Below are 24383 nucleotides of genomic sequence, written 5' to 3'. Positions count from 1 at the left end.
AAGGAGATATCATGATCGGCTTTATCCTGCGGAGGGCCCTATGGGCGGTTCCTACGCTGATCTTTGTATCGATGATATCATTCTTCATCATCCAGCTTCCGCCGGGTGACTACGTCACGGCCTATGCCGCGCAGTTGCGCCACGGCGGCGAATATCTCACCGACTTCCAGGAGCAGGCCCTGCGTCAGCAGATGGGGCTCAATGACCCCATTCTCGTCCAATACTGGCGCTGGATCTCCGACATAGTGCTTCGCGGCGATTTCGGCCATTCGCTGGAGTGGAACGCCCCGGTCGGCACGTTGATCTGGGACCGTCTCGGCCTGACCCTCGCCATTTCGTCGCTCAGCATGCTCTTCACCTGGATCATCGCGATCCCCGTCGGCGTCTATTCGGCGACGCGGCAATATTCGTTCTTTGACTACATCTTCACCGTCTTCGGCTTTCTCGGCAAAGGCATCCCGGACTTCCTGCTCGCTCTCGTGCTGATGTGGCTGAGCTTCGTCTACCTCAACCTCGACGTTGGTGGCCTGTTTTCGCTGCAATACCAAACGGCACCATGGAGCGTCGACAAGGTCATCAACCTGCTCTCCCATCTCTGGATACCCATCGTCGTGCTGGCCACGGGCGGCGCCGCCGGGCTGATCCGCGTCATGCGCGCCAATATGCTCGACGAGCTGGGCAAGCCCTATGTCGAGACGGCCTATGCGCAGGGGCTGAGCGAGCGGCAGGTGGTTTGGAACTACCCCGTGCGCGTGGCGCTCAACCCGTTCATCTCGACGGTCGGCTGGGCCCTGCCGGCGCTGTTTTCCGGCGACGTCATCACCGCGGTGGTGCTCAATCTGCCCACCACCGGCCCGCTTCTGCTCAAGGCGCTGCAGATGCAGGACATGTATCTGGCCGGCAGCTTCATCCTCATCCTGAGCGTGTTCACCGTCATCGGCACGCTGGTCTCCGACGTGCTGCTGGCATGGTCGGACCCCCGCATCCGTTACGCCTAGGAGGGACCCCACCATGACCGATCAGGCACTCGACGCCCCCACAACCGCCGCTCCGGCAGCCAAGGAAAATCTCTACACCGCCAAGCCGTGGACACTGATCTGGTGGCGCTTCCGCAAGCATGTGCTGGCCATGGTCTCGCTGTGGTTCCTGGCAATCATGGCCGTCATGGCGTTGTTTGCCGAAATCGTGGCGCCCTATGACCCATTCGGCATCGAACGACTGCTGACCTTTTCGCCGCCGACGGCCGTGCGCATCGTCCATGACGGGCAGTTGCAGTGGCCTTTCGTCTATGGCCTCGCCCGCGAACGCGATCCCCTGACGGCGCGGGTGAGCTATGTCGACGATTACGACAAGCCGCTACCTCTCCAGTTCTTCACGTCCGGCGACGAGTATTCGTTCTTCGGCCTGTTCAAGACCGACATCCACCTGTTCGGCGTCGACAGTCGCCGCGACAAGATCAACCTCTTGGGCACCGACTCGCTGGGGCGCGACGTGTTCTCGCGGCTGGTGCATGGCGCGAGGGTAACGCTCTCGGCCGGCCTGATCGGCGTCGCCTTCGCCTTCGTGCTGGGGCTGACCCTGGGCTCGATTTCGGGCTATTTCGGCGGTTGGATCGATGCTTCGATCCAGCGGTTGATGGAGTTCATCCGCTCGGTGCCGACCATCCCGCTCTGGATGGGCCTCGCCGCCGCGCTGCCCATCGCCTGGGACCCGATCTTTGTCTATGTGCTGATCACGCTCATCCTGGCTTTGATCGGCTGGACCCATCTGGCGCGCGTGGTGCGCGGGCAGTTCTTTGCCATCCGCAACGAGGATTTCGTGCTGGCCGCACGGCTGGCGGGGGCCTCCGAATTCCGCATCATCACCAAGCATATGCTGCCCTCGATGACCTCCTATATCATCGCGGCGCTGACCCTGGCGGTGCCCGAGATGATCCTCGGTGAAACCGCGCTGAGCTTCCTCGGTCTCGGGCTGCGGCCGCCGGTGGTCAGTTGGGGCGTGCTGCTGCAGGATGCGCAGAACCTGCGTTCCATCTCGCTGGCGCCGTGGCTGCTGTCGCCGGGCCTGGCGGTGGTGTTCACCGTGCTGGCCTTCAACTTTCTCGGCGACGGTCTGCGCGATGCCGCCGACCCCTACGGACAGTGACCATGCTCAAGATGAACCCACAGCTGTCCATGCCGGCTGAACGCCTGCTCGAGCTCGATGACGTCAAGGTGCATTTCCCCACCCGGGAAGGCCTGGTCAAGGCGGTCAATGGCGTGTCCTATCACGTCGACCGCGGCGAGGTGCTCGGCATTGTCGGCGAAAGCGGTTCGGGCAAGTCCATCACCGCCCGCGCCATCATGCGCCTTTTGCCGCGCAATGCGCGGGAGGAGGGGGGCAGCATCCGGTTCCGGCCACGGACCGGCGAGTTGCATGACCTCTCCGCGCTTGGCCGCGACAGCCGTGCCGTGCGCCAGATCCGGGGCCAGCATATCGGCATGATCTTCCAGGAACCGATGACGGCGCTGTCGCCGGTGCACTCCATCGGCGACCAGATCATCCGCACCATCCAGCTGCACATGAAGCTCGACCGGCATGCCGCCCGCAAGCGGGCCTCGGAGCTGCTGAGCAAGGTGGGTATGCCGCGGCCCGAGCAGATGCTGGACAATTATCCGCATCAATTGTCAGGCGGCATGCGCCAGCGCGCCATGATCGCGCTGGCCATCTCCTGCGATCCGAGCCTCCTGATCGCCGATGAGCCCACCACGGCGCTGGACGTAACCACCGAGGCGCAGATTCTCGAGCTGCTCAAGCATTTGCAGGCCGAGCTGGGCATGGCGATCGTGTTCATCACCCACAATTTCGGCGTGGTGGCCGATATCGCCGACCGCGTGGCGGTGATGTATCTGGGGCGGATCGTAGAGACCGCCTCGGTTGATGACATCTTCTATGCACCCAAGCACCCCTATACAAGGGCGCTGCTCAATTCGATCCCGCGGCTGGGCGTCGACCAGGGGCGCCGCCTGCCCACCATTCCGGGCATGGTGCCCGACCCCTATAGCGTGCCCAATGGCTGCTCGTTCCATCCGCGATGCGGCTACAGCGTTGCCGGCACCTGCGATGCGACGGCGCCGGAGCAGCACCGCTTCCCCAATGGCCAGGCAGCCCGCTGCCACTTCGCCGAACAGCTCGCGGAGGCTGATGCCCATGTCTGACCTGCAAGCCACCGCCGCCATGCCTGACGACGTGCTGATCTCGGTTCGCAACCTCAAGAAATACTTCCCCATCACCGCCGGCTGGTTGCGCAAGGAGATCGGGACCGTCAAGGCCATCGACGATGTGTCGCTCGATATCCGCAAGGGTGAGACTTTCGGGCTTGTGGGCGAAAGTGGCTCGGGCAAATCGACCGTCGCCCGGCTCATGCTGCGCGCCTACACGCTGACTGATGGCTCGATCCTGTTCCGTCGGGACAGCGGCGATGTAGTCGACATCTCCAGCCTTAACGAGCGCCAGATGCGCGAGATGCGGCGCGAAATGCAGATGATCTTTCAGGATCCCTATTCCTCGCTCAATCCGCGCATGAACCTGCTCGAACTGGTGGGCGAACCGCTGGTAATCCATGGCGTCGGCAGCCAGAGCGAGATCCGCGACCGGGTGGCCGAACTGCTCAAGGTCGTTGGGTTGCGGCCCGAATTCCTGCTGCGCTATCCGCATGCCTTTTCGGGCGGCCAGCGGCAGCGCATCGGCATCGCCCGCGCGCTGGCCCTCAACCCCAGCTTCATTGCTGCCGACGAGGCCGTCTCGGCACTCGACGTGTCGGTGGCGGCGCAGAACATCAACCTGCTGCAGGACCTGCAGGAGCAGTTCGGGTTGACCTATCTGTTCATCACCCATGACCTCGGCATGGTCGAACATATCGCCGACCGCATCGGGGTGATGTATCTCGGCAGGCTGATGGAAATCGCCGATACCGACGATCTGTTCGCCCGCCCGCTCCATCCTTACACCGAAGCCTTGATGGCCTCGGTGCCGCAGCCCGATCCACGGGGCAACCGTACCCGCAAGCGCGTGCCGCTCAAGGGCGAGATTGCCAATCCGGCCAATCCGCCCACCGGCTGCACTTTCCACCCGCGCTGCCCCTATGCGCAGGAGCGCTGCCGCACCGACGTGCCGGCCTTGCGCGAGGTCGCGGCCGGCAGGCAGGTGCGCTGCCACTTTGCCGGGGAGCTCGATTTGGCTGGAGTCGCGGCGTGACCAATCCTGCGCTGTCCGATCGGGACATGGCGGAGCGCCACCGACCGATCCTGCGGTTCGACGGGCGCGAACCCTATCTGCCTGTGCGGATCGGCTATACGGTGTTCCGCGAGCCGGGCCAGTCGCTGTCGAGCAAATTCGCCATCGAACCGCGGGGCGGCGCGACGATCGAATATGCAATCTACTACGATTGGGACATCGGGCACCTCTACGACCTGGAACATGTCTGGGTGCACCTGGACGCGCATGGCGCGGTGGCGGTCGTCGAGGCCTCGGCGCATGGCCGGCGCGAGCCGATGATGCGCAAGGCCGGGCTCCCGCTGATGGAAGGGGTGCGTCCGGTCCTTTTCGTCGAACCGGGCAAGCACGCGCATTGGGCCGACCCCGAGGCCATGCGCGCGGAGGCGCACGAGCGGCTGGTGGCTTGTTGCGATGGTCTAGCCGGGCACGAAGCCGTGCATCGCGGCAATCTGTTCCACGAGGCCGGCGCCTATTCCGTACTGCCGCACCAGGACAGGCTGGCGCGGCTCAAGATGCAGGGTGACCGGTTCGAACCGAGTTTCGACTTCTCGACGCCCAAAACCGCCGATGCCCCTCTCGTGCCTTGGAACGATCTCGCACAGTTTGTGCCGCAGCGGGTTGCGTCCGTCATGGCGGCCCTTGAGTACGACATCGCCCATCTCAAGGCGATCTTCCTCGACTGTGGCGATACGCTGGTCGACGAAGGAACCGAGATCAAACGCCCCGGTACTGACGTGGTCGTGACGGCCGAACTCATCGAGGGTGCGAGCGCAACACTGGCCGCGCTGCGTGCTGCCGGTCACAAGCTGATCCTGGTGGCGGATGGTCCGCGCGAGACGTTCAGCAATATCCTGGGCCAGCATGGGCTGTGGGATCAGTTCGACGCCCATGTCATTTCCGAGGATGTCGGCGCGCTCAAGCCCTCGGCAAGGATGTTCGACACGGCATTGCTGCAGGCGGGGCTGACGCGGGCCGATGTGCGCCACGTCGTCATGGTCGGCAACAATCTCGAGCGCGACATTGCCGGTGCCAATGGCGTGGGCATAGCATCGGTCTTCTTTTCGTGGTCGGATCGGCGCAGTCGCGTTCCGGCTGCGCCGCTGCAAACCCCCGACTATGTGATTACCGCGCTGGCGCAACTGCCGGGCCTGCTCGAGAGCATCGAGCTCGCCATGCCGTTCCGGGCACCGGCCTATATCGACCAAGCCCAGCAAGAGGCATGATGACACAGGATTCCCCGGTGCAGGACGGCGCCGTGTTCGTGGTTGCCCGCGGCGATAGCGTTACGGCCTGGGCTCTGTCACCGGTCGGCGAGCAATATTATCCCGGCGAGCCATCATTGGCCGAGGATCGGGTGAACTATCGCTTCGTCAACGGTTTCGTCGATGTCGGTACGCTGCCGTGCCGGGTGGCGCTGTTCCGCGAACTGGCCGAGCGTCGGCCTGTGCTCGTGAGCAACTGGCCGGTCGAAAGCCTGCATCTGCCCGGCGCCAACCGGCGCGTCGAATTCAGCCGGTTCCGGCATCGGCCGACGCGCCTCGCCCGCTGGTGCCGCACGATCCTGGTGCCGGCGACCGATGGCGACTACCGCTTCGATATCGTCACCTGCGGCGGTGTGCATATCTGGGTCGACGGGCAATTGCTGGCCGCGTTCGAGCCCTATACGCGCAACAAGGAACAGCGCCGCGAGATATCGCTGCCGCTCCGGGCCGCGGGGAGTGAAGTCACTATCCTGACCGAGGAAATGGCTGAACGGGACACCAATTGGTATTTCGAGCTGAGCCTGGTGAGCGACGTCACGCTGGCGATAAGGCTGCCGGGCGCCGTGGCGCCTGCCGATAGTGCTGCCCTCAAGTCGCTGGCCGACAGCGTTCGCCCGAGCGGCGAAGTCGTCGGGGCAAGTGGGCTCAAACTGGTCTTTGACACGCCCGTCGCCGAACGCGTGGCGGTCAGCGTCACGATCCAGCCGACCTCCCATGCCGAGGGTGCCATCCTCGAATGCGAGCTGGAATTGCAGGCGGGCGCGACGGAACTGCAAGTCTGCGCGGGCGGCGTCCTGCCTGACGGCTATCATCTGGTCGAACTGGTGTTTTCCGCAGGCGCCGCCCGGGTCACGCGCAAGATCGGTTGTGCGGTGCTGGCCGTGACCAGCCCCACATTGCTCGGCGCCGCGCTGGACCAGCGCAAGCGGCTGGCGCTCGACTATGTCGCCAGCCATGGCGAGGTCCGCATGGGCACGGCGCTGGCTCTGCTGGCCGCGGGGCGGCAGGACGACGCGCGGCTGCGGCCGATCATCGAGACGACCCTTGAAGCCATCGAGGAACGCCGGGACTGCTCGGACTTCGTCATGGTGCCGCTGCTCTGGGCGCTTATGCAGTATGGTGAGCGTATCCCCGCGGACCTTGCCGCGCGCGCGCGTCGCGCCGTGCTCGACTATCGCTACTGGGTCGATGAGCCCGGCAATGATGTCATGTGGTTCTGGAGCGAGAATCATGTGCTGTGTTTCCATGTCTCGCAACTTCTGGCGGGGCAGTGGCTGGGCGGGGAGCGCTTCTCGACCTCGGGGCGCCTGGGTATCGAGCAGGCGGAATTGGGCCGCATCCGCCTGGGTAAATGGTTCGACGCGGTCGACCACGATGGCCTCGCTGAATGGAACTCGGCCGCCTATTACCCGATCGATTTCATCGGGCTGCTCGCCCTCGCCGAGCTGACCGATGGCGCCGTGGCGGAGCGCGCCCGCTCCCTGCTCGACCGGCTCTTCACCATGATTGCCCTGCATACGCTCGGCGGCGTGCCGGCGGGCAGCATGGGGCGGGCCTATGACAAGGAATTGCGGGCCGGTTCGCTGACCGAGCTGGCGCCGTTTGCCGCCGTGGCCTTTGGCAGGGGATGGCTCAATGCCGGCGTTGCCGCGCTGCCCCAGTTCCTGCTGGCGCAATATGCGCCGCCCGCCGATCTCGTCCGATATGCAGAGCCGGGCGCCGACGAGGCTTTCGAGGCCCACTATGTGCAGGGTCATGACGAAGCGGCGCGGCTGGCGCTCTACAAGACGGCCAATGTGCAGCTTTCGTCGACCGTGGACGGCCGGCCCGGTGCCGGCGGGCACCAGCAGCACATCATGGATGTGCGTTTTGCCGCCCATCCCTTTGCCCGGGCCTGGATCAATCATCCCGGCGAAGACGACCCCTGGGGGCAGAACCGGCCATCCTATTGGGCCGGCAACGGCGTGCTGCCGCGGGTCGCGCAATCTACAAACGTGACGCTCATGCTCTACGATCTGGGCGAAAAGGTCCGGATCGGGTTTACCCATGCCTATCTCTCCAGCGAAGGCATTGACCAGAGACTGGTCGATGGAAACTGGCTGATCGCCCGGTCGGGCGATGGACTGGTTGGCTTTGGCGCGTCGGGGCCGATTTCGGCCGTGGCGCAGGGACCGGGGGCCGGGCGCGAATATCGGGTCACCGGAACGCGGGCCGGATGGGTGGCGATCGTGGCGGACGGTTCGGGGCCCGATGCCTTCGACGCGTTCAGGCGCTATCTGGCGGGTGTCGAGCTCAGCTTCGATGCCGAGGCGATGGTGCTGACGCTCCAGCGTCCAGACCAGCCGACGCTGTCGCTGGACTGGCACAGTGGCCTTGCGGTGGATGGCGTTGTGGAAGAGTTTCCCAACAGGACGGTGGTGCCCAAGGTGGTTGGAACAAAGCCGTTCCGCATCTGAGACTGCCGGTGCCTAGTCGTCGAGGACAATCCAGGCCGGCGCGTGATCGCTGGCGCCCTCCTGGCCGCGCACGTCCCTGTCCACACCAGCTGTGTTCAGCGCGCTTGCCAGCTCACCGCTGAGCAACAGGTGATCGAGCCGCAGCCCGGCATTGCGTGGCCAGCGGCTCCGCATGTAGTCCCAGAATGTATAGACCGTTTCCGCCGGATAGAGGGTGCGGATGGCGTCGGTCCAACCCTGTTCCAGCAATTGCGCGAAGAGCGCCCGGCTGGCCGGCTGCACCAGCGCGTTGTCGCGATAGGACGTGGTTTCATAGATGTCGCGCGGCTCGGGCACGATGTTGTAGTCGCCCGCCAGCACCACTGGCAGTCCGGTCTCGAACAGCTCGGCGGCATGGGCGATCAGCCGCTCGGTCCAGGCCAGCTTATAGGCGAATTTCGGCCCCGGCTGGGGATTGCCGTTTGGCGCGTAGAGCGAGGCGATCAGCACGCCATTGACCGCCGCTTCGATATAACGCGCCTGCTTGTCGGCGCTGTCGCCCGGCAGGGTGCTGCGCGTCAGCACGGGCTCGGTGCCCCGCGCCAGGATGGCCACGCCGTTCCAGCTCGATTCGCCCTGCCATACGGCGCCATAGCCGGCATCGGCCAAGGCGGTGGCGGGAAACTGCCTTTGCGTGGCTTTCAGTTCCTGCAGGCACACCACGTCGGGTGCAGCATCGGCGAGCCAGTCCATCAGGTTGGGCAGCCGCCGATTGATGCCGTTGATATTGTAGGTGGCAATCTTCACGGCGCGATGCGCTTGACCCAGGCATCGATGCTGCTGCCCACGGTCTTGAGGTGGTCGGCCGTGGAAAAGCCCGAGATCGATTTGCGCGGCTTGAGGTCGTGGTCGCCATCTTCGAGCCACAGCACCTCAATGGCATCGGAAAGCCCGAACTCGCCAACCTCGTAGCGGTCGCCAAACTCGTCGCGCGTGCCCTGGCAGATCAGCGTTGGCGTCTTGAGGTTGATGAGATGGGCCGTGCGCAATTGCTGCGGCCGTCCCGGCGGATGAAACGGATAGCCGAGGCAGACGAGCCCGGCGATCCGACCGGCATCGAACAGCGTGTCGGCCACCATGCTGGCGACGCGCCCGCCCATTGACTTGCCGCCGATCAACAGCGGGCCATTGGTTGGCCCCAGATCGTCGATGGCGGCGAGATATTCCGGCATTACAGTCTCGGCCTTGGGCGGCGGCTTCTTGCCGGCGGCAGTGCGTCGGCTGGCCATGTAGCCGAACTCGAAGCGCGCGACGCGGAAACCCTGTTCGGCCAGCGCCTTGGTGACGGCGTTCATCGAAGCCGAATCCATCGGCGCGCCGGCGCCATGCGCCAAGAGGATGGTGACGCGTGCGTCTTCGGGGCCGTCAAAGAGGAAATTGGTGGCCATTATCCCGCCGTCCTGTGAATGACCCGGTTGGCCAGCCCGATGCCGGCGCGCGCCCGTCGCGCCCAATCGGAACTGTCATCGAGCACGAGATATTTCCGCCACCAGTCCCGCGCGCTGGCGAGGTCGCCCGCGTCATATTCGAGCGCGCCCAGATTGTAGATGGCGTCGGCATAAGCCGGGTCGAGTTCTGCCGCTCGCGCCAGGTGCTGCCGCGCCGCGTCGATCCGGCCCATGTCGCGCAGCACGCCGCCATAGTTGAACCAGGCTTCGATGAAGAGCGGATCGCGTTTGAGCGCCGTGACATAGGCCAGAGCCGCGCCGCTGAGGTCATCGAGCTTGCGCAGGCAATTGCCCAGGTTGAAGGGTGCTGTGGCGTCGCTGCTGTCGATCGACGAGCAATGCTCGTAAAGCGTCGCCGCTTCGGCGAACAGCTCGGCGGCTTCGGCATTCTCGGCCAGCCCGAAATAGTCCTCGGCTTCGTCCGCGATCTCGGGCAGAGCCAACAGGCGTTGCCCGTCGAGCTCGGCCAGCGAATGGGTGTCGCGCGCCAGAATCTTGTCCGCCCCGGTCTGCAGCGTCAGCGCCGTGAGCGAGCCCACCGGACCGATCTGGTGCACCGACCGAGCAATGGCGCCCCAACTTGCTCCGGTAGCGACGAGCCCCGCATATTTCTTGGCGAGGATCACGTCGCGAAAGGAGAAGGGTTCGGCATGGTGCTCGAACGCGTCGAACAGCGCCAACAGGTCCAGCGCGTCGCCATCGAGCCTCGATTGCTCAAGCAGCGCCTGCCGGCTGATATTGGCCGGCGCGGTATTGGGCAGGCTGCCCAGGGCCCGCAGGAAGCCGTTCTCGCTGAGGAGAATGGCCTGGCTGTCCCGCGCCACCTCAACCCGATGCTCGATCTCGCCTTCGCTCAGGCGCGACAGCAGCGTGCGGCCGAAGACGACTGTGGTGGTGCCGCGGGTGATGCTGCGGTGCAGGCGTCCGCCGAGCGCGGCGACCCGTTTGGCCGCGAGGCGGAGCGGGAAGGCCTTGAGCGCCCCGACGACGCCATAGCTTTGCCCGCTTGCTGGCATGTCCGATCAGGCCTTCTTCTTGGTCGCCGCTTTTGGTGCTGACGCCTTGCTGGCTTCCAGGGCCGCCTTGAGCGAGACCTTGGTCGCGGATTCCTTGGCCGGAGCAGGGGCCGCCTTGGCCTTGCTCTTGGCGGCCGGCTTGGCTTCGCCGAGGCTGGCCTTGAGCGCATCCATCAGGTTGATGACATTGCCGCGTTCGGGGGCCGCCGCGATGATCGGATTGTGGCCCTTGAGCTTCTCGCGGATCATTGCCATCAGCGCCTGCTCGTAGCGATCCTCGTAATTCTTGGGATTGAAGGTGGTCACCTTCTGTTCGATCAGCTTCTGGGCCAGGTCCAGCATTTCCTGCTCCGGCTTGCCCACCGGGATGTTGTCAAAATATTCGGCCGTGCCGCGCACTTCGTTGGGATTGCGCAGGGTGGTGACGAACATGCCGTTCTCGCGTGCGCCGATGGTGACCACCCGCTCCCGATTGGTCAGTACAAGGCGGGCAATGGCGACCTTGCCGCTCTTGCGCAGCGCTTCGCGCAGCACGACAAAAGTCTCTTCGGCCATGGCGCCATCGGGCGCCAGGTAATAGGGCGCGTCCTGATAGAGCACATCCACTTCGCTGGCATCGACAAAGGCTTCGATATTCATCGTGTGGTTGGATTCGATGCGTACCGCTTCGATATCGGCATCATCGATGATGACATATTGCTTGGGCTCGTATTCGTAGCCGCGCACCAGATCGCTGCGCTCGACCAGCCCCAGTTCGGGGTCCACCGCCTTCATGTTGATGCGGTTATGGGTGTCCTTGTGCAACTGGTTGAAGCTGATGCGTTCCGAGGCGCTGGTCGCCGGGAACAGTTTGACCCCACAACTGACGAGGCTCAGCCTCAGTTGTCCCTTCCAGCTTGCTCTTGGAGCCATCGTCGCCTCCTACGCGTACTCAGTTGACCACAAGAAATCATGGCGCCAAATCCCGTGCGGACTCGTTAATGTCGGCCCAGGGGTCGCCTGATGTGGTTAATAAACCCGGAAGCGAAGAGTAATTCAGGTCCGCCGGAGAGTCGATGGACTCGAGGTCTCGCCAATCGATTGGCGTTGAGGCCGGAAGGTGCGGGCGGGCCCGCAGCGAATAGGCCGCCACTGCTGTCGCACTGCGGGCATTGCGGTGGTAGTCGATGAAGATGCGGCCCTTGCGGTTCTGTTCGCCCATGGTGGTGGTGAAGGTGTCCCGCCCGGTCGCGGCCAGCTTTGTCGCGATACTCGCGCAGGCGGCATGCGCCTGTTTCCAGGCCAGCTTCTGCGTTGTCGGCACCACGATGTGAACACCCTTGCCGCCCGAGGTCTTGACGAAGGGCACCAGCCCCATTGTTTCAAGCTCGCCGCGCAGATGCACAGCCGCATTGACCACGTCGCGCCACTCGACGCCCGCGCCCGGATCGAGGTCGAAGATCACCCGGTCCGGTTTGTCGAGATGGCTCTGATGCGTGCCCCAGGCGTGGAATTCGACCACGCCAAACTGCGCCAGCGCCAGATACGCCTTGGCGTCCTCGACCGCGATATAGGTCTGCTTCTCGCCATCCGAATTCTCGGTGGCGAAGCTTTTGATCGTGCCCGGCATGCCGGTGAACGGGTGGCGCTGGAAGAAGCAATCCTGCGGCTTGCCGGTGGGGCAGCGGAACAGCGAGACAGGGCGGTCAAACAGATGGGGCAGCATGTAGTCGCCCACCGCCGCGTAATAGACGGCGATCTCAAGCTTGGTCGGGCCGGACTTGCCGAACAGGCGCCGGGTCGGATTGGTCACCCAGATGCCAGCCAGGTCGGCATCCGAAATGATGCGCTTGCGCGGCGCCGTCACTGCGGTGGTCAATTCGGCCTCGCGCAGGCCCTTGAACACGGCGTGGCGCAGCATGCCGTCGCCGGTGATTGTCCCGTACTGCACCCGCGCCTTGAGCGTCGGCCTCACCGGGACGATCTCCTTGGGCGCGCCTTCCAGCTTCTCATCGATACGCAGCGCTTCAAGCCGGCGCACCAGGTCGCGCATCGTCGCTGCATCAAAGCCCGTGCCCACCTTGCCGCGATAGACCAGGTCCTCGCCGACCCATTCGGCCATGGCCAGCGCGCCGACGCCGCCATTGGCCTCGCTGACGCTATAGCCGCCAATGACGAAGTCGCCGGTCTTGAGCGCCTTGATCTTGAGCCAGCTCGAGGAACGCCCGCCGATATGCTTGCCGTCGGAGCGCTTGCAGACGATGCCTTCGAGGCCCAGTTCCGAGGCGTGGTCGTAGAGCGGCCTTCCATCGCCCTCGACATGGTCGCTGAACTGGATGGCCGAGCGTCCGCTCACATGCCCGGCCAGCAGTTGCGCCAGCAGCCCCTTGCGCTTGATCAGCGGCACGCCTTGCAAGTCCCAACCATCGAGATGCAGCAGGTCGAAGGCGTAGAATACCAATCTGTTGCCGGCGCCACTCGACAGCGCATCCTGCAGCTTGCCGAAACGGCTGATGCCCTTGTCGTCGAGCACGACGATCTCGCCATCGATCACCGCCTCGCGGCAATTGAGCGCCGCGAAGGCTGAGGGCAAGTCGCCATAGCGCTTGGTCCAGTCGAGCCCGCCGCGGGTGATGAGGCGAACATCGCTGCCTTCGACAAAAGCCAGAGTGCGGTACCCGTCGAACTTGATCTCGTGTAGCCACGGCCCCTCCTTGGGCGGCGCGGCAGCGGGGCTTGCCAATTGCATATCGAGCGTTGCCGGCATCGCCGCTTTCACCGCCCCGGCCACCTTGCCTGGCTGCGGCTTGGTGCGTTTGACCGGGGCAGGGGAGGGCGCCACCAGCTCTTCGATCCGCCTGCCGGATTTGACGCTCTCCGGCCGCTCGACGAGAATATCGATCTCGGTGCTCATGGCTGGATCGCGTTCCTTGAACAGCAGCCAGCCTTCATTGCCCTTGTCCTCCGGCTTGCCCTTGAGCCGGGTCAGCATCCAGCCGCCCCGCAGCTTCTGGCCGACGAGGCGGAACTTGAAGGCGCCCTTTGCGAGATCGGCGACAGGGTCGCCCATCGGCGCCCAGGTTCCGGTGTCCCAGACGATCATCGGCCCGCCGCCATATTCGCCTGCCGGAATGACCCCCTCGAAATCGAGATACTCGATGGGGTGGTCTTCGGTCGCCGCCGCGAAGCGCTTGTCGGCAGGGTTGAGCGACGGCCCCTTGGGCACGGCCCAGCTCTTGAGCACGCCGCCCAGTTCGAGCCGCAAGTCATAGTGGTCGGCGGTCGCCGAATGCTTGTGTATGACAAAGCGGCTCTCGCCGTCGGCGACCGTCCCGGCGGGCTCCGTCGTCCTGGCGAAGTTGCGCTTGCCGCGATAGCTTTCGAGCTTGTTGTCGACCATGGACGAAATCTACATGGGATTTGCTCAAGGGCCAGTGGCGAATGCGGCCGGCGTGTCAAATCACCGGGTGATGGCGCTGTCCTGCGAGATCAGCCGCATGGCAGCCGAGCCCAGCATTGCCATGCGGGCAATGTCATCGAAGATGTGTGCCAGTTCGGCGAAGACTGTACGATCGCCTTCTTGCCAGCTCACATCCTCCAGCTCCCCGAGCAATTCCACCAATGCGGCGATCGAGGCCCGCTGCTGGCGGGCATCCATCAGGCAGCGCCGGTCATGGCGGCATTGCTCCTGGCTGACGAAGCGCTGCAGGGCATCATTGACGCGTTGCCGGCAGTCGCAATCGAGCGCGACAGTGCTGATCAGGTTGCGGATGCGCTGGGTCAACTGCCCGGCACTTTCCTCCATCGTGACGGTCACAGGCGGGTGGCGATCGATCATGCTGGGACCTGCTGGGCCGCGAGGGCGGGCGGAACCCAGTCCGCCCCGACGGTGCCGTGGTGGAAGCCGTTGGAGAAGGGCACGTCCGGATAGATTGACCGCAGACGAGCCTCGCCTTCGGCAGGGTCAATCCGGCCATCCCTGACATCGGCGAACACTTCGGCCACGGCTGCCATGTCGCAATGCTGCGGCGAGAGGCGGATATGGGTCACCCCGGCGCCGCGCAAAGCCGGCAGTTCGGCGAGCAGCACCTGGCAGGTATGGGACATGGTCTGCACGCCATTGAGCGTCAGGAAGGACTGGCCGTCCAATGTATCCACCGCCAGCCCATCGGGATCGTCCTGACAGACAAATTGGCAATTGTCCTTGCTATGCCCCTTGGCGCGGGCATGGGCGCAGCGGGCCGAGATGGCCAGTGGCAGGCGGCCGAAGGCGAAGACCTCGAAGTCCATGCCCGGCGCGTCGCGGATGATTTCGGCAACGGAAGAAAGGGGCAGTTCAGGCCCCAGGCAGATCCGCGTGGCGCCGCGAGCGGCCAGGATGCGGGCGGTAGCGCCGTTATAGACATTGACGAAGGGGCCGACCAGATGCGGCTTGCCGGCCAAGCGGCCCAGCGCCGACAGGTCATTGGCCTCGACCGGCCAGGCGCTCGCCTCGACCAGCCGGCGCGTGAGCAGGGCCTCGCGCTCCAGCGTCACCATGGCAATGGAGGCCAGCGCCACCGCCTTGCCCGCCCCGACGAGCCGCGCCGTGACGCTATCGATAAAAGGCTGGGTGAAGTGGATGCGCTTGGAGCACACCACTTCACCCAGGGTGACCGCATCGATCCATGCGCAGTCGGCGATGCGGAAATAGAAGTCGCGCCATGCCGCGCCGTCCCAGAGATAGGGGACCGGGCCGAGGGTGATCTTCAGCTTGGTCGTGTCCATCGGGTCACCGCCATTTCTTTTCATAGGCGCCCGCCGTGGTGCGCTGGCCTTCGCTCAGGAGACGCAGATGTGCCAGCAGAGCGGGGCGCTGCTCGGGTGGCGCCGCAAGCGCCTGGCGCAGGCGCGACACCACCTCGGCGACATAGGCCTTGCCGCGTTGCCTCCCCTCGATCTTGAGGGCGGTGACCCCTGCGTCGCGCAAGGCGTCGAGATGATCCATGACATCGAGGCTCACCGGATCTTCGAAGGCATAGCCGTCGTCGTCGGCAATATGAAACCGCCCCTTGCACAGGGTGGGATAGCCCGCGGGCTCGTCGGCGCCGAAACGGTTGATGGTATAGCCGCCCAGCTCCGACACCATCTCGGCCCCTTCCTCGCGATAGCGCACATGGCTGGCCGGCGAGCAGACGCCCTGCATATTGGGGGATTGTCCGGTGGCATAGGAGGAGAGCGAGCAGCGGCCTTCGGCCATGACGCAGAGGCCGCCAAAGGCGAAGACTTCCAGCTCGCAGGCGACCTTTGGCGCCAGCGCGGCGATATCGGCCACGGTCAATACGCGGGGCAATACGAGCCGTTTGGCGCCGAAGGTCTGGACCAGGAAGTTGATCGCATCGGCATTGGAGGCGGAGGCCTGCACCGAGACATGCAGGCGCTGCTGGGGATGGTGCTCGGCGATATAGGCCATCAGGGCAAGGTCCGCGACGATCAGCGCATCCGCCCCCAGCCGCACGGCGTCGTCGGCAGCGCCATACCAGAGCGCCTCCGATCCGGCCCGCATGAAGGTATTGAGCGCCACATAGGTGTGGACGCCGCGCGCCTTGCCATAGGCGATGGAGCTGGCGAGTTCCTCGCGCGTGAAATTGAGGCCGGGAAAATTGCGGGCATTGGTCTCGTCGCGGAAGCCGCAATAGACCGCGTCGGCTCCGGCATCGACGGCTTCACGGAAGGCGGACGGGGTGCCGGCTGGGCAGATCAGTTCCATTGCTAGACCTGCCCCACCAGAGCCCGCCGCCGGACCGCTTCGGCCAGGTGGGTAACGAGAGGCGCGAAGGGGCCGGCTGCCTGCCCCAGATCGCGCGGCAGGTCGAAGCCGCTGTCATCCAATGCATTGCGCAGGGCCAGCATCGCCTCCATGTCGCCGGCGATGGAAAGGCTGCGGGCAAAGAACATGGCGTCGCCATCGATCTGCCCTTCCAGCAGCGCCAGCAGCGTCAGCAGGGGGCCGCCCGCCGATGCATCGGCGGCCATGTCGGCCGACTTGCGCGAGACGGTGATGCTGCGCTCGGCCGGCACGATCAGAAAGGACAGGTCGAGATCGGTCGGCGTGAAGCGGAAGCTCTTGCTGGCATGGGTGCCGAGCCGGTCGAACAGATTGGGGTGCTGGCGCAGCATCTGGTTGAAGACCAGCCGCGTGGCCTGCTGCAGCAGCGGCAGCGGCATGTGGTTGATCGGATGGGAGACGGCTTTGGGCAGGATCATCCAGGGCACCGGGCGAGTTGAACTGGTCCGTTGATACGCCGGTACGAGTCACGGCGCTTTGCGCTAGCGCAAGGACAAGACGGGCCGTCTGCCCAATGTGCCGGCATGACCAGCAATGCCCTTCCCGACACGACCTTCCCTCTGACGCAGGATCTGCGCGGCTTTATCGATGCCTTGGAAAGCCGGGGGCGTCTGCACCGGATCAGCAGACCCGTCAGCCTCGTGCATGAGCTGACCGAAATTCACCGACGGGTGCTGCTGGCGGATGGTCCGGCGCTGTTGATCGAGCATCCGGTGGATGCCGAGGGGCGGACAAGCGATATCCCAATGCTGGTCAATCTGTTCGGCACGTCCGAGCGGATCGCCTGGGGGCTGGGCATTGCGCCCGAGGCCATGACGGACCTGGGCGAGGCGCTGGCCGATCTGCGCGATCCGCGGGCGCCGCGCGGATTGAAGCAGACCTGGGAGAAGCGCTCGCTGCTGGCCGCCGCGCTCAACATGCGGGTGCGGCGGGTGGAGCGGGCGCCCAGCCAGGCTCGGGTCGTAACGGGCGATGCGATGGATCTGCGCAAGCTGCCCATCCAGTGGTGCTGGCCGGGCGAGCCCGCGCCGCTCATCACCTGGCCGCTGGTGATCACCTGCGCGCCCGATGATCCCGACGACATCAATGTGGGCATCTACCGCATGCAGGTCTTGGGACCGAACCGGGTCATCATGCGCTGGCTGGCGCATCGCGGCGGGGCGCGGCACCATCGCATGTGGCAGAAGCTGGGGCGCGACATGCCGGTGGCCGTGGCCATCGGCGCCGACCCGGCCACCATATTGGCCGCGGTCATGCCGCTGCCCGAGGGCATGAACGAGCTGGCCTTTGCCGGAATGCTGCGCCGGCGTCGCACCGAGGTGGCGACGGGAAAAACCGTGCCGCTGCCGGTGCCGGCCCATGCGGAAATCGTGCTCGAAGGCCATGTCTCGGCCAGCCAGACGGCGCCTGAAGGTCCCTATGGCGACCATACCGGCTACTATAACAGCGTCGAGCCCTTCCCGGTGATGACGCTGAGCGCGATCACCATGCGGGATAGGCCGATCTATCTGTCGACCTATACCGGCCGGCCGCCGGACGAGCCGTCGCGGCTGGGCGAGGCGATGACGCCGCTGTTTGCGCCGCTGGCCAGGCGGCAGTTTCCGGAAATCCTCGATCTGTGGCTGCCGCCCGAGGCCTGTTCCTATCGCGCCATGGTGGTTGCCATCGACAAGCGCTATCCGGGCCAGGCGCGGCGGCTGATGCTGGGGCTGTGGGCCATGCTGCCGCAGTTCAGCTATACCAAGCTCATCATCGTGGTGGATGGCGACATCGACGTGCGCAACTGGAGCGACGTGATGTGGGCATTGGCGACCCGGTTCGATGCGCCGCGCGACCTGGTCGTCGTGCCCGATACGCCCATCGACTATCTCGACTTTGCTTCGGCCAAGGCCGGGTTGGGTGGCAAGCTGGGACTGGACGCGACCAACAAGATGGGCCCCGAAACCAGCCGCGAATGGGGCCGGGTGCTGGCCATGACGCCGGAGGTCACGGCGCGGGTGGACGCCATCTGGGACGATCTGGGCCTGCCGGGGGCCGGGGCATGACGCGGGTGGTCGTGGCGATGACGGGCGCCTCGGGCGCGGCGATCGGCGTGCGGGTGCTGGAGCTGCTGCGTACGCTGCCGGGCATTGAAACCCATCTCGTGCTCTCGGCGGCGGCCGAGCGGACACTGGCGCATGAAGTGGGTGTGGGGGCAGCCGAGACGGCGCGTAAGCTGGCGCATGTTGCCCACGCCATTGACGATATCGGCGCCAGCATTGCCAGCGGCTCGTTTGCCTCGGCGGGCATGCTGGTGGTGCCCTGTTCCATGCACACGCTTGGCGCTATCGCTGGTGGCATTGCGGACAATCTCATCGTGCGCGCCGCCGATGTGCATCTCAAGGAGCGGCGGCGGCTGGTGCTGATGGCGCGGGAAACGCCGCTGCATCTTGGGCACTTACGCAACATGGTGGCGGTCACCGAGATGGGAGCCATCGTCATGCCGCCAGTGCCGGCCTTCTACCACCTGCCTCGGAGCGTCGAGGAAATCGTCGATCAGCTCGCGGCGCGGGCTATCGACCTACTGGGCCTGCCCGGCGGGCCGCTGGCGCGGGAATGGCGCGGCTAGACGGCAAGCGAATGGCGCGCCGTACTGGTGGCAAGATAGATATCGAACTTGGCAGCGATGGCGCGCACGAAGGGGCGGCCGCGCTCGGTGACGCTGAAGCATTTCGCATCGGCATGCATCATGCCGTCAGGGTCCGCCGCGGCAATGATGCAGGCGGCGTCGAACAACGCCTTGCCGGCGGCGCCGAAGTGGGCCAGTTCATCGCGGCGCAGCGCGAAGCGGCAAAGCAGAGCCTCGATGGCAAAGCCATGCAGCCGGTCCGTCGCGGACAAGGCAAAGCCACGCGTCGTGGCGCCGCCACCGGCCAATACGGATTTCTGATAGTCGCCGGTGGGCGTGATGTTCTGCACATAGCCTTGCGGCAATTGCCCGATGGCCGAGGCGCCCAGCCCGATCAGCACATCGGCGCGATCGTCGGTATAGCCCTGGAAATTGCGGCGCAAACGGCCGGCTGCCGCAGTAAGCGCCAGGCTGTCGGTCGGTCGGGCAAAGTGGTCGAAGCCGATCGATTGCAGGCCGCCGGCATTGAGCAGGCTCGCCGCCAGCTGGGATTGCGCGAAGCGGGCCTGGATATCGGGCAGGGCAGCATCGGGGATCATCTGCTGGTGCTTTTTCATCCAGGGCACATGGGCATAGCCGAACAGCGCCATGCGGTCGGGCGCCAGTGACAGGACCTGGGCAATGGTGGCCGCGATGCTGGCCAGTGTCTGATAGGGCAGGCCATAGAGCACATCGACATTGACCGAATGGACGCCGCGCGTCCGGACGGAATCGATGACGTGCCGGGTCTGCTCGAAGCTCTGCAGGCGGTTGATGGCGCGCTGCACACGCTCGTCGAAATCCTGCACGCCGACGCTGGCGCGGGTCAGCCCGAAGGCCGCCATGGCGTCGAAGCGGTCCTCGCCCAGATCGTTGGGGTCGATCTCGATGCTGATCTCTGCATTGGGGGCGAGGGTGAAGCGCGCGGCGAGCCGGGCCTTGAGGCTCGCCATGTCCTCCGCGGTCAGCATTGTGGGCGAGCCGCCGCCGAGATGGATCGCGGTCACCAGGCCCTTGCCGTCCAGCTTGTCGGCCACCCAGTCAATCTCGGCATAGAGCGCTTCGAGATAGTGGGTGATGGGTTCGTAGCGCAGCGTGTGCTTGGTGTGGCAGCCGCAGAACCAACAGAGGCGATCGCAATATGGGATGTGCAGGTAAAGCGAGATCGTCGCGTCGTCGGCCACGTCGCTGAGCCAGTGGGCATAGGTCTGGGGCGTGATGCCGGCGTGGAAATGGGGCGCAGTCGGGTAGCTGGTATAGCGCGGCACCGGCGCCGAATAGCGTTCGATCAGGTCGGGATGCATGGGCAACTCCATCTAGGCGGCCACCAGAGCCAGCGGGTCGGCGCCGAACAGCACGGCATGCCCGCCCAGCAGCAGCCAGGCGGTGAGGGCGGCGCTAGCGAGGACGCCGATGACGAGCGGCCCATCCATGCGCAGCCGGGTGTTGCCCGCCAGCGCGGCGGCAAATGGCAAGAGGGACGTGCTGTCGGCGATAGCGGGCCAGTGCTCGCCCAGCCGACGCCGCGCGCGGCGGTCGGTCATGACCATGCCCAAGAGCGCAAAGGCCAGGAGCGAGCCGAACAACAGCAGGCTGCGCATGTCGCCATTGGGCACGAGGTGGCTGCCGGCCCAGAGGGCAAAGCCCCACAGCACCGGATGGCGCGTGACGGTGGTGATGGCGCCGGGCGCCAGGTCCGGCCGGCGCAGGGTGATCGAGGCGGGGTTGGGGCTCAGCAATCCCGCCACCAGGAAAACCAGCCCGATGGGTGTCAGTACCAGGGGAAGCCAGGCCTGCCAGGCCGCCGCATCCCATAGCGGCACGAAATCGAGGCGCATGGTGGCGTGAAACAGCCAGGCCAGCGCCAGCAGCGACACCAGCGAATAGGCAATCAGGTAGGTGCGGCGGCCCACGGCCGCGACCAGCCCGGCGCGGAGCGGGGGAATGGCCGGAACCATATGCAAGGCGAGAAAGACCAGCAGTGCCGCGAAGAACTGGGTCAATTGATCGTCCTGCCGTCCCGATCAGGCAGAAACAGCTCGATCAGTTCCAGCTCGCCATAGACGTGGCGGCGCATGCTGTCGAAGAAGGAGCGCAGCAGATAGCCCACCGCATCGGGGGATAGGGGCGAGCTGCTGCTGGCCACGGCGCGCAGGGCGTCGCTGACTTCGCCGGCCGTCGCCATGTCCGAGAGGTGCTCGCGCCGCAGCCGCGCCACGGTCTGGTTCAATTCAGGACGGCTGGATGCCGCTAAAATCGGGAAAAGCACCTCTTCCTCCAGCACATGCGTCAGCTCGACCAGCGGTTCGAGGGCATCGGCGGTGGTGATGCAGAGGCCCGCGTCCGGATGCGGCAGGCTGTCGGCGATGGCCTCGAGCACGTCGCAGAGATCGAGCAGCTGCTGATAGCTTCGTTCAAGCGGTCCCGTCCGGCTATTTGGCAACATGGTCGAGCACTCCCCGGGAGGCCCCGTTGTGGCTTGCACCATAGCAAGGGCAAAGTGCCGGGCGTTTGACCGGGATCAACCTCGGGGCCATTTGGTCGGACTAGATTGCGCGCGTCACTGACCGCAGGTTTTGCATGCCATTCCCACCCTTTGCCCCGTCGGCATTTTTCGACGAGGCGGATATCGATGCGCTGGCAACCGAATTCAGCGAGCGCGTACGGCGCAGCCCGTTGCTGCGCCCGGCCATGGACGGGCTGATCGGCAATCGTTGGGAAGACGCCGAGGCGGCCATGGGGGGCTTCCTGCGCGCCACGCTGTTCCTCGAGCAACGTCCCGAGGTCGATGGCGACTGGCTTGCCCGGTCCGTCCGCCTGCTGGATGGCGAGGCGATCGATCAACTGGCCGATATCCTGCTCGATTGCGCGCTGGTGGCATTGCCGCTGCATAGTGCGGCGGTGGTCGCCGAGATCAGCGAACAACTGGCGCGCCTGCTCAAAGGCGTTGTCTCCGAGGATGGAGTGGCGCAGCAGCGCCTGCTGCTCAGGGCACGGACGCGGCTCATGGCCGGGGCGTTGATGAACCGGTTCTAGTCCGGATCGGGGCGCGGCTTGTCGTCCTCGTAGAGGATGCGCTGGGAGGCGCCGTCGAGGTCATCATACTGTCCGTCCCGCAGCGTCCAGAGAAAGATCATCAGCCCTGCTGCCCCCAGGATGACCGAGATCGGGATCAGATAGAAAAACTCGCTCATGGCCGCACCGGCGTGATCCGGGGTGTGGCAGGCATCGGCCAGCGATAGCTACGATAGCCGCCCCAGCCCAGCCGCAACGCGTTCAGCACCACGACGAGCGAGGACAGCGACATGGCAATGGCGGCGATGAAGGGATTGACGTAGCCGGCAATGGCGATGGGCAGCGCAATGGCATTGTAGAGCACCGAGAGCGCAAAATTCTGCCGCACCAGCCTGACGGCATCGCGCGCCACTGCGAGTGCCAACGGCACGGCCGCCAGATCGTCGTGCAGGAACACGAAATCGGCGGCGCTGCGGCCCACATCAGCGGCGCTGGATGGCGCCATGGAGACATGCGCGGCCATCAGCGCGGGCGCATCGTTGAGCCCGTCGCCAACCATGAGTGTCTTGTGACCGGCAGCGCGCAGCGTGGCAATCCGGTCGGCCTTGCCACCGGGTAGAACGCCCCCCGAACGGACCGCGATCTGCAGGTCGTCGGCAATCGTGGCGACGGCGTCGCTGGTATCGCCCGAGACCATCTCGACGTCCATTCCCGCATCCTCCAGAGCTGTCACAGCGCCATGGGCGCCGGGCCGCAGCCTGTCATGGAAGGCAAAGCGTAGCAGTTCGGTACCGTTGCGGCTCAATACTGTGCCGCTGGCAACGTCGGTGGCAGACAGCGCCCAGTCGGCGCGGCCAAGCCGGTAGCGGTCGCCATCCAGCATGGCTTCTACGCCAAAGCCGGGCAGTTCGCTGGCGGTGGTGAAGCTCGGCGCATCGGGCAGGCCGGCACCGGCCTTGGTAATGGCCCGCGAATAGGGGTGCCGTGAATAGGCGGCGAGGGTGGCGGCCAGCGCCAGCAGCCTGGGTTCGGTGTGGCCCAGGTCGAGCAATCGCGGCGTGCCCAGCGTCAACGTGCCGGTCTTGTCGAAAACCACGGTGTCGATCTCGGCCAGCCGTTCCAGCGCTGAGCCGTCCTTGACCATGATACCGGCGTCGAACAGGCGTCGCGCGGCGACCACCTGTACCATGGGCACGGCGAGGCCCAGTGCGCAGGGGCAGGTGATGATGAGAACGGCAATGGCCACGGTGACGGCATTGTGCAGGTCGCCATTGACGGCCATCCAGCCGATGAAGGCGGCAAAGGCGGCCAGATGCACCACTGGCGAATAGAGTTCGGCGGCGCGGTCGGCAATGCGCCGGTAGCGGTTGCGTCCGCTTTCGGCCACTTCCATCAGCCGCACCATTTGGGCCAGGGTGGAATCCTGTTCACCCGCTTCGGCACGAATGGTCAGCGGACCCGTGAGGTTGAGCGTGCCCGCCTCCAGCCGGGTGCCCGGTCCCGCCGTTATCGGCATGCTTTCGCCGCTGATGAGGCTGCGGTCGAGGTCCGATGCGCCGGTCAGCACCATCGCGTCCACCGGCACGCGTTCGCCGGCGACCAGCAGGATGGCCATGCCCGGCACGATCTCGCGCAGAGGCAAATATTCCGGGCTGCCATCAGCATGCATGACCAGCGCGCCGCGCGGCGCCAGCCTGGCCAGACTCCTGACGGCGGTGCGGGCCCGCTCGCGCATCACATGGTCGAGCGTGCGCCCGATCAGCAGGAAGAAGATCAGCGAGACGGTCGCATCGTAGTAGACCTGCTCTCCCGAATGGATGGTGTCGTAAAAGCTCAGCGCGAAGGCGAGAGCAATGCCGATGGTGATCGGCACATCCATATTGGTGCGGCGGTGGCGGATGGCGTTCCAGGCCGAGAGGTAGAAGACCCGGCCCGAATAGAGCAAAGCCGGCAGGGTCAGACCGGCGCAGATCCAATGCAGGATGTCGCGGGTCGCCCCATCGGCGCCGGACCAGACCGAGCCCGACAACATCATGATGTTCATCGAGGCAAAGGCTGCCACGGCAAGCGCGCGGATCAGCGCGGGAAGCGTCTTGTCCTGCTGGCTGTCCTCCGTCTCATAGAGGTGGGGCTCATAGCCAAGCCCGGTCAGGGTCTCGACCATGGCGGGCGGGGCGCCATTGTCGAGCCAGCGCACGGCGACACGTTTGGTCGAGAGGTTCACCCGCGCCGATTGCACGCCCTGGAGCGCGCCCAATGCCTTTTCGATGGTCTGGATGCAGCCACCGCAATGAATGGCGGGGACAGACAGATCGGTCTGCCGAACGCCATTGCCGATATCGCGGCTGGCCAGCCGGATTTCATCGGCAGCCGGGCCTCGCTGGATGGGGCCGGCGACGGCCTCGGCAAATTCAGGCGGGGGCAGGCAGCAGCTCAT

Annotated in this window: 23 protein-coding genes; 9 read left to right on the top strand and 14 right to left on the bottom strand. The window is 65.4% G+C overall.

Translation table 11 applies throughout. From position 1 onward, the window contains the following. Positions 1–11: 11 nt before the first annotated feature. From V6M52_RS17905 to V6M52_RS17880, 6 genes are read left to right on the top strand one after another with little or no spacing between them, the layout of a single operon-like run. Positions 12–998, top strand: a complete 987-nt coding sequence (locus tag V6M52_RS17905) for an ABC transporter permease (protein ID WP_332687074.1) — start codon at positions 12–14, stop codon at positions 996–998. A 13-nt stretch (positions 999–1011) separates the two neighbouring features. Then, on the top strand, positions 1012–2145 hold the full coding sequence (locus V6M52_RS17900; RefSeq protein ID WP_332702231.1) for an ABC transporter permease: 1134 nt from the start codon (positions 1012–1014) through the stop codon (positions 2143–2145). A 2-nt stretch (positions 2146–2147) separates the two neighbouring features. Beyond that, the gene (locus tag V6M52_RS17895) at positions 2148–3197 is read left to right on the top strand and encodes an ABC transporter ATP-binding protein (protein WP_332702229.1); all 1050 of its coding nucleotides are present in this window, start codon (positions 2148–2150) and stop codon (positions 3195–3197) included. Further along, positions 3190–4236: an ABC transporter ATP-binding protein gene (locus tag V6M52_RS17890; protein ID WP_442881886.1), complete on the top strand. Its 1047-nt coding sequence runs from the start codon at positions 3190–3192 to the stop codon at positions 4234–4236. Before V6M52_RS17895 ends, V6M52_RS17890 begins: the two co-directional genes overlap by 8 nt. Beyond that, positions 4233–5480, top strand: coding sequence for an HAD family hydrolase (locus V6M52_RS17885; protein WP_332702225.1), 1248 nt, complete (start codon positions 4233–4235; stop codon positions 5478–5480). Before V6M52_RS17890 ends, V6M52_RS17885 begins: the two co-directional genes overlap by 4 nt. Then, positions 5477–7975, top strand: coding sequence for a hypothetical protein (locus tag V6M52_RS17880; RefSeq protein ID WP_332702224.1), 2499 nt, complete (start codon positions 5477–5479; stop codon positions 7973–7975). Before V6M52_RS17885 ends, V6M52_RS17880 begins: the two co-directional genes overlap by 4 nt. 12 nt (positions 7976–7987) lie before the next feature. Here V6M52_RS17880 and xth read toward each other — a convergent pair whose 3' ends face one another. The 9 genes from xth to ubiT are packed head-to-tail and all read right to left on the bottom strand — an operon-like array spanning position 7988 to position 16703. Continuing rightward, a complete protein-coding gene (gene xth, locus V6M52_RS17875) occupies positions 7988–8761 on the bottom strand; it encodes an exodeoxyribonuclease III (RefSeq protein WP_332702222.1) in 774 nt (257 codons plus the stop codon). Then, positions 8758–9402 (bottom strand): alpha/beta hydrolase family protein, encoded by a 645-nt coding sequence (locus V6M52_RS17870; RefSeq protein ID WP_332702220.1) that lies wholly within the window; start codon positions 9400–9402, stop codon positions 8758–8760. The genes xth and V6M52_RS17870 overlap by 4 nt, the downstream gene beginning before the upstream one ends. Then, on the bottom strand, positions 9402–10478 hold the full coding sequence (locus V6M52_RS17865; RefSeq protein ID WP_332702218.1) for a tetratricopeptide repeat protein: 1077 nt from the start codon (positions 10476–10478) through the stop codon (positions 9402–9404). The genes V6M52_RS17870 and V6M52_RS17865 overlap by 1 nt, the downstream gene beginning before the upstream one ends. Before the next feature lie 6 nt (positions 10479–10484). After that, complete coding sequence (ku, locus tag V6M52_RS17860) at positions 10485–11390, bottom strand: non-homologous end joining protein Ku (RefSeq protein ID WP_332702216.1); 906 nt, start codon at positions 11388–11390, stop codon at positions 10485–10487. Positions 11391–11427: 37 nt separating this feature from the next. Continuing rightward, positions 11428–13857 carry a DNA ligase D gene (ligD, locus tag V6M52_RS17855; protein WP_332702214.1) on the bottom strand — a complete coding sequence of 810 codons (2430 nt, stop codon included), beginning with the start codon at positions 13855–13857 and terminating at the stop codon, positions 11428–11430. A 60-nt stretch (positions 13858–13917) separates the two neighbouring features. Beyond that, complete coding sequence (locus V6M52_RS17850; protein ID WP_332702212.1) at positions 13918–14295, bottom strand: hypothetical protein; 378 nt, start codon at positions 14293–14295, stop codon at positions 13918–13920. Continuing rightward, positions 14292–15224, bottom strand: coding sequence for a ubiquinone anaerobic biosynthesis protein UbiV (ubiV, locus tag V6M52_RS17845; RefSeq protein WP_332702210.1), 933 nt, complete (start codon positions 15222–15224; stop codon positions 14292–14294). The genes V6M52_RS17850 and ubiV overlap by 4 nt, the downstream gene beginning before the upstream one ends. Positions 15225–15228: 4 nt before the next feature. Next, positions 15229–16206 carry a ubiquinone anaerobic biosynthesis protein UbiU gene (ubiU, locus tag V6M52_RS17840; RefSeq protein WP_332702208.1) on the bottom strand — a complete coding sequence of 326 codons (978 nt, stop codon included), beginning with the start codon at positions 16204–16206 and terminating at the stop codon, positions 15229–15231. A gap of 2 nt (positions 16207–16208) precedes the next feature. Next, positions 16209–16703: a ubiquinone anaerobic biosynthesis accessory factor UbiT gene (gene ubiT, locus V6M52_RS17835; RefSeq protein ID WP_332702206.1), complete on the bottom strand. Its 495-nt coding sequence runs from the start codon at positions 16701–16703 to the stop codon at positions 16209–16211. A 105-nt stretch (positions 16704–16808) separates the two neighbouring features. Between ubiT and V6M52_RS17830 the strand changes: the two genes are divergently transcribed. Then, positions 16809–18329: a UbiD family decarboxylase gene (locus V6M52_RS17830; protein WP_332702204.1), complete on the top strand. Its 1521-nt coding sequence runs from the start codon at positions 16809–16811 to the stop codon at positions 18327–18329. Continuing rightward, on the top strand, positions 18326–18892 hold the full coding sequence (locus V6M52_RS17825; protein ID WP_332702202.1) for a UbiX family flavin prenyltransferase: 567 nt from the start codon (positions 18326–18328) through the stop codon (positions 18890–18892). Before V6M52_RS17830 ends, V6M52_RS17825 begins: the two co-directional genes overlap by 4 nt. Here V6M52_RS17825 and hemN read toward each other — a convergent pair. Genes hemN through V6M52_RS17810 form a run of 3 tightly spaced genes read right to left on the bottom strand, consistent with a single transcriptional unit; the run spans position 18889 to position 21377 of the window. Next, a complete protein-coding gene (gene hemN / locus V6M52_RS17820) occupies positions 18889–20235 on the bottom strand; it encodes an oxygen-independent coproporphyrinogen III oxidase (protein ID WP_332702200.1) in 1347 nt (448 codons plus the stop codon). The genes V6M52_RS17825 and hemN overlap by 4 nt on opposite strands. A gap of 12 nt (positions 20236–20247) precedes the next feature. Then, on the bottom strand, positions 20248–20934 hold the full coding sequence (locus V6M52_RS17815) for an NnrU family protein (RefSeq protein WP_332702198.1): 687 nt from the start codon (positions 20932–20934) through the stop codon (positions 20248–20250). After that, positions 20931–21377 (bottom strand): hemerythrin domain-containing protein, encoded by a 447-nt coding sequence (locus V6M52_RS17810; protein WP_332686282.1) that lies wholly within the window; start codon positions 21375–21377, stop codon positions 20931–20933. The genes V6M52_RS17815 and V6M52_RS17810 overlap by 4 nt, the downstream gene beginning before the upstream one ends. A gap of 134 nt (positions 21378–21511) precedes the next feature. Between V6M52_RS17810 and V6M52_RS17805 the strand changes: the two genes are divergently transcribed. Further along, the gene (locus V6M52_RS17805; protein WP_332702196.1) at positions 21512–21967 is read left to right on the top strand and encodes a hypothetical protein; all 456 of its coding nucleotides are present in this window, start codon (positions 21512–21514) and stop codon (positions 21965–21967) included. Here the strand turns inward: V6M52_RS17805 and ccoS are convergent. Both ccoS and V6M52_RS17795 read right to left on the bottom strand, forming a co-directional pair. Continuing rightward, positions 21964–22125: a cbb3-type cytochrome oxidase assembly protein CcoS gene (ccoS, locus tag V6M52_RS17800; RefSeq protein WP_332686286.1), complete on the bottom strand. Its 162-nt coding sequence runs from the start codon at positions 22123–22125 to the stop codon at positions 21964–21966. The genes V6M52_RS17805 and ccoS overlap by 4 nt on opposite strands. Continuing rightward, the gene (locus V6M52_RS17795; RefSeq protein WP_332702194.1) at positions 22122–24383 is read right to left on the bottom strand and encodes a heavy metal translocating P-type ATPase; all 2262 of its coding nucleotides are present in this window, start codon (positions 24381–24383) and stop codon (positions 22122–22124) included. The genes ccoS and V6M52_RS17795 overlap by 4 nt, the downstream gene beginning before the upstream one ends.

The organism is Devosia sp. (assembly GCF_036676215.1).
Lineage (GTDB): Bacteria > Pseudomonadota > Alphaproteobacteria > Rhizobiales > Devosiaceae > Devosia.
The sequence above is the reverse complement of the archived record's forward strand: the minus strand, read 5'-3'. Positions and strand labels throughout refer to the sequence as shown.

Excerpts from the sequence above, each read along its gene's own strand:
- V6M52_RS17905 (WP_332687074.1), top strand. The coding sequence starts at position 12 with ATGATCGGCTTTATCCTGCGGAGGGCCCTATGGGCGGTTCCTACGCTG.
- V6M52_RS17900 (WP_332702231.1), top strand. The coding sequence starts at position 1,012 with ATGACCGATCAGGCACTCGACGCCCCCACAACCGCCGCTCCGGCAGCC.
- V6M52_RS17895 (WP_332702229.1), top strand. The coding sequence starts at position 2,148 with ATGCTCAAGATGAACCCACAGCTGTCCATGCCGGCTGAACGCCTGCTC.
- V6M52_RS17890 (WP_442881886.1), top strand. The coding sequence starts at position 3,190 with ATGTCTGACCTGCAAGCCACCGCCGCCATGCCTGACGACGTGCTGATC.
- V6M52_RS17880 (WP_332702224.1), top strand. The coding sequence starts at position 5,477 with ATGATGACACAGGATTCCCCGGTGCAGGACGGCGCCGTGTTCGTGGTT.
- V6M52_RS17870 (WP_332702220.1), bottom strand. The coding sequence starts at position 9,402 with ATGGCCACCAATTTCCTCTTTGACGGCCCCGAAGACGCACGCGTCACC.
- V6M52_RS17865 (WP_332702218.1), bottom strand. The coding sequence starts at position 10,478 with ATGCCAGCAAGCGGGCAAAGCTATGGCGTCGTCGGGGCGCTCAAGGCC.
- ku (WP_332702216.1), bottom strand. The coding sequence starts at position 11,390 with ATGGCTCCAAGAGCAAGCTGGAAGGGACAACTGAGGCTGAGCCTCGTC.
- ligD (WP_332702214.1), bottom strand. The coding sequence starts at position 13,857 with ATGGTCGACAACAAGCTCGAAAGCTATCGCGGCAAGCGCAACTTCGCC.
- V6M52_RS17850 (WP_332702212.1), bottom strand. The coding sequence starts at position 14,295 with ATGATCGATCGCCACCCGCCTGTGACCGTCACGATGGAGGAAAGTGCC.
- ubiV (WP_332702210.1), bottom strand. The coding sequence starts at position 15,224 with ATGGACACGACCAAGCTGAAGATCACCCTCGGCCCGGTCCCCTATCTC.
- ubiU (WP_332702208.1), bottom strand. The coding sequence starts at position 16,206 with ATGGAACTGATCTGCCCAGCCGGCACCCCGTCCGCCTTCCGTGAAGCC.
- ubiT (WP_332702206.1), bottom strand. The coding sequence starts at position 16,703 with ATGATCCTGCCCAAAGCCGTCTCCCATCCGATCAACCACATGCCGCTG.
- V6M52_RS17830 (WP_332702204.1), top strand. The coding sequence starts at position 16,809 with ATGACCAGCAATGCCCTTCCCGACACGACCTTCCCTCTGACGCAGGAT.
- V6M52_RS17825 (WP_332702202.1), top strand. The coding sequence starts at position 18,326 with ATGACGCGGGTGGTCGTGGCGATGACGGGCGCCTCGGGCGCGGCGATC.
- hemN (WP_332702200.1), bottom strand. The coding sequence starts at position 20,235 with ATGCATCCCGACCTGATCGAACGCTATTCGGCGCCGGTGCCGCGCTAT.
- V6M52_RS17810 (WP_332686282.1), bottom strand. The coding sequence starts at position 21,377 with ATGTTGCCAAATAGCCGGACGGGACCGCTTGAACGAAGCTATCAGCAG.
- V6M52_RS17805 (WP_332702196.1), top strand. The coding sequence starts at position 21,512 with ATGCCATTCCCACCCTTTGCCCCGTCGGCATTTTTCGACGAGGCGGAT.
- ccoS (WP_332686286.1), bottom strand. The coding sequence starts at position 22,125 with ATGAGCGAGTTTTTCTATCTGATCCCGATCTCGGTCATCCTGGGGGCA.
- V6M52_RS17795 (WP_332702194.1), bottom strand. The coding sequence starts at position 24,383 with ATGAGCTGCTGCCTGCCCCCGCCTGAATTTGCCGAGGCCGTCGCCGGC.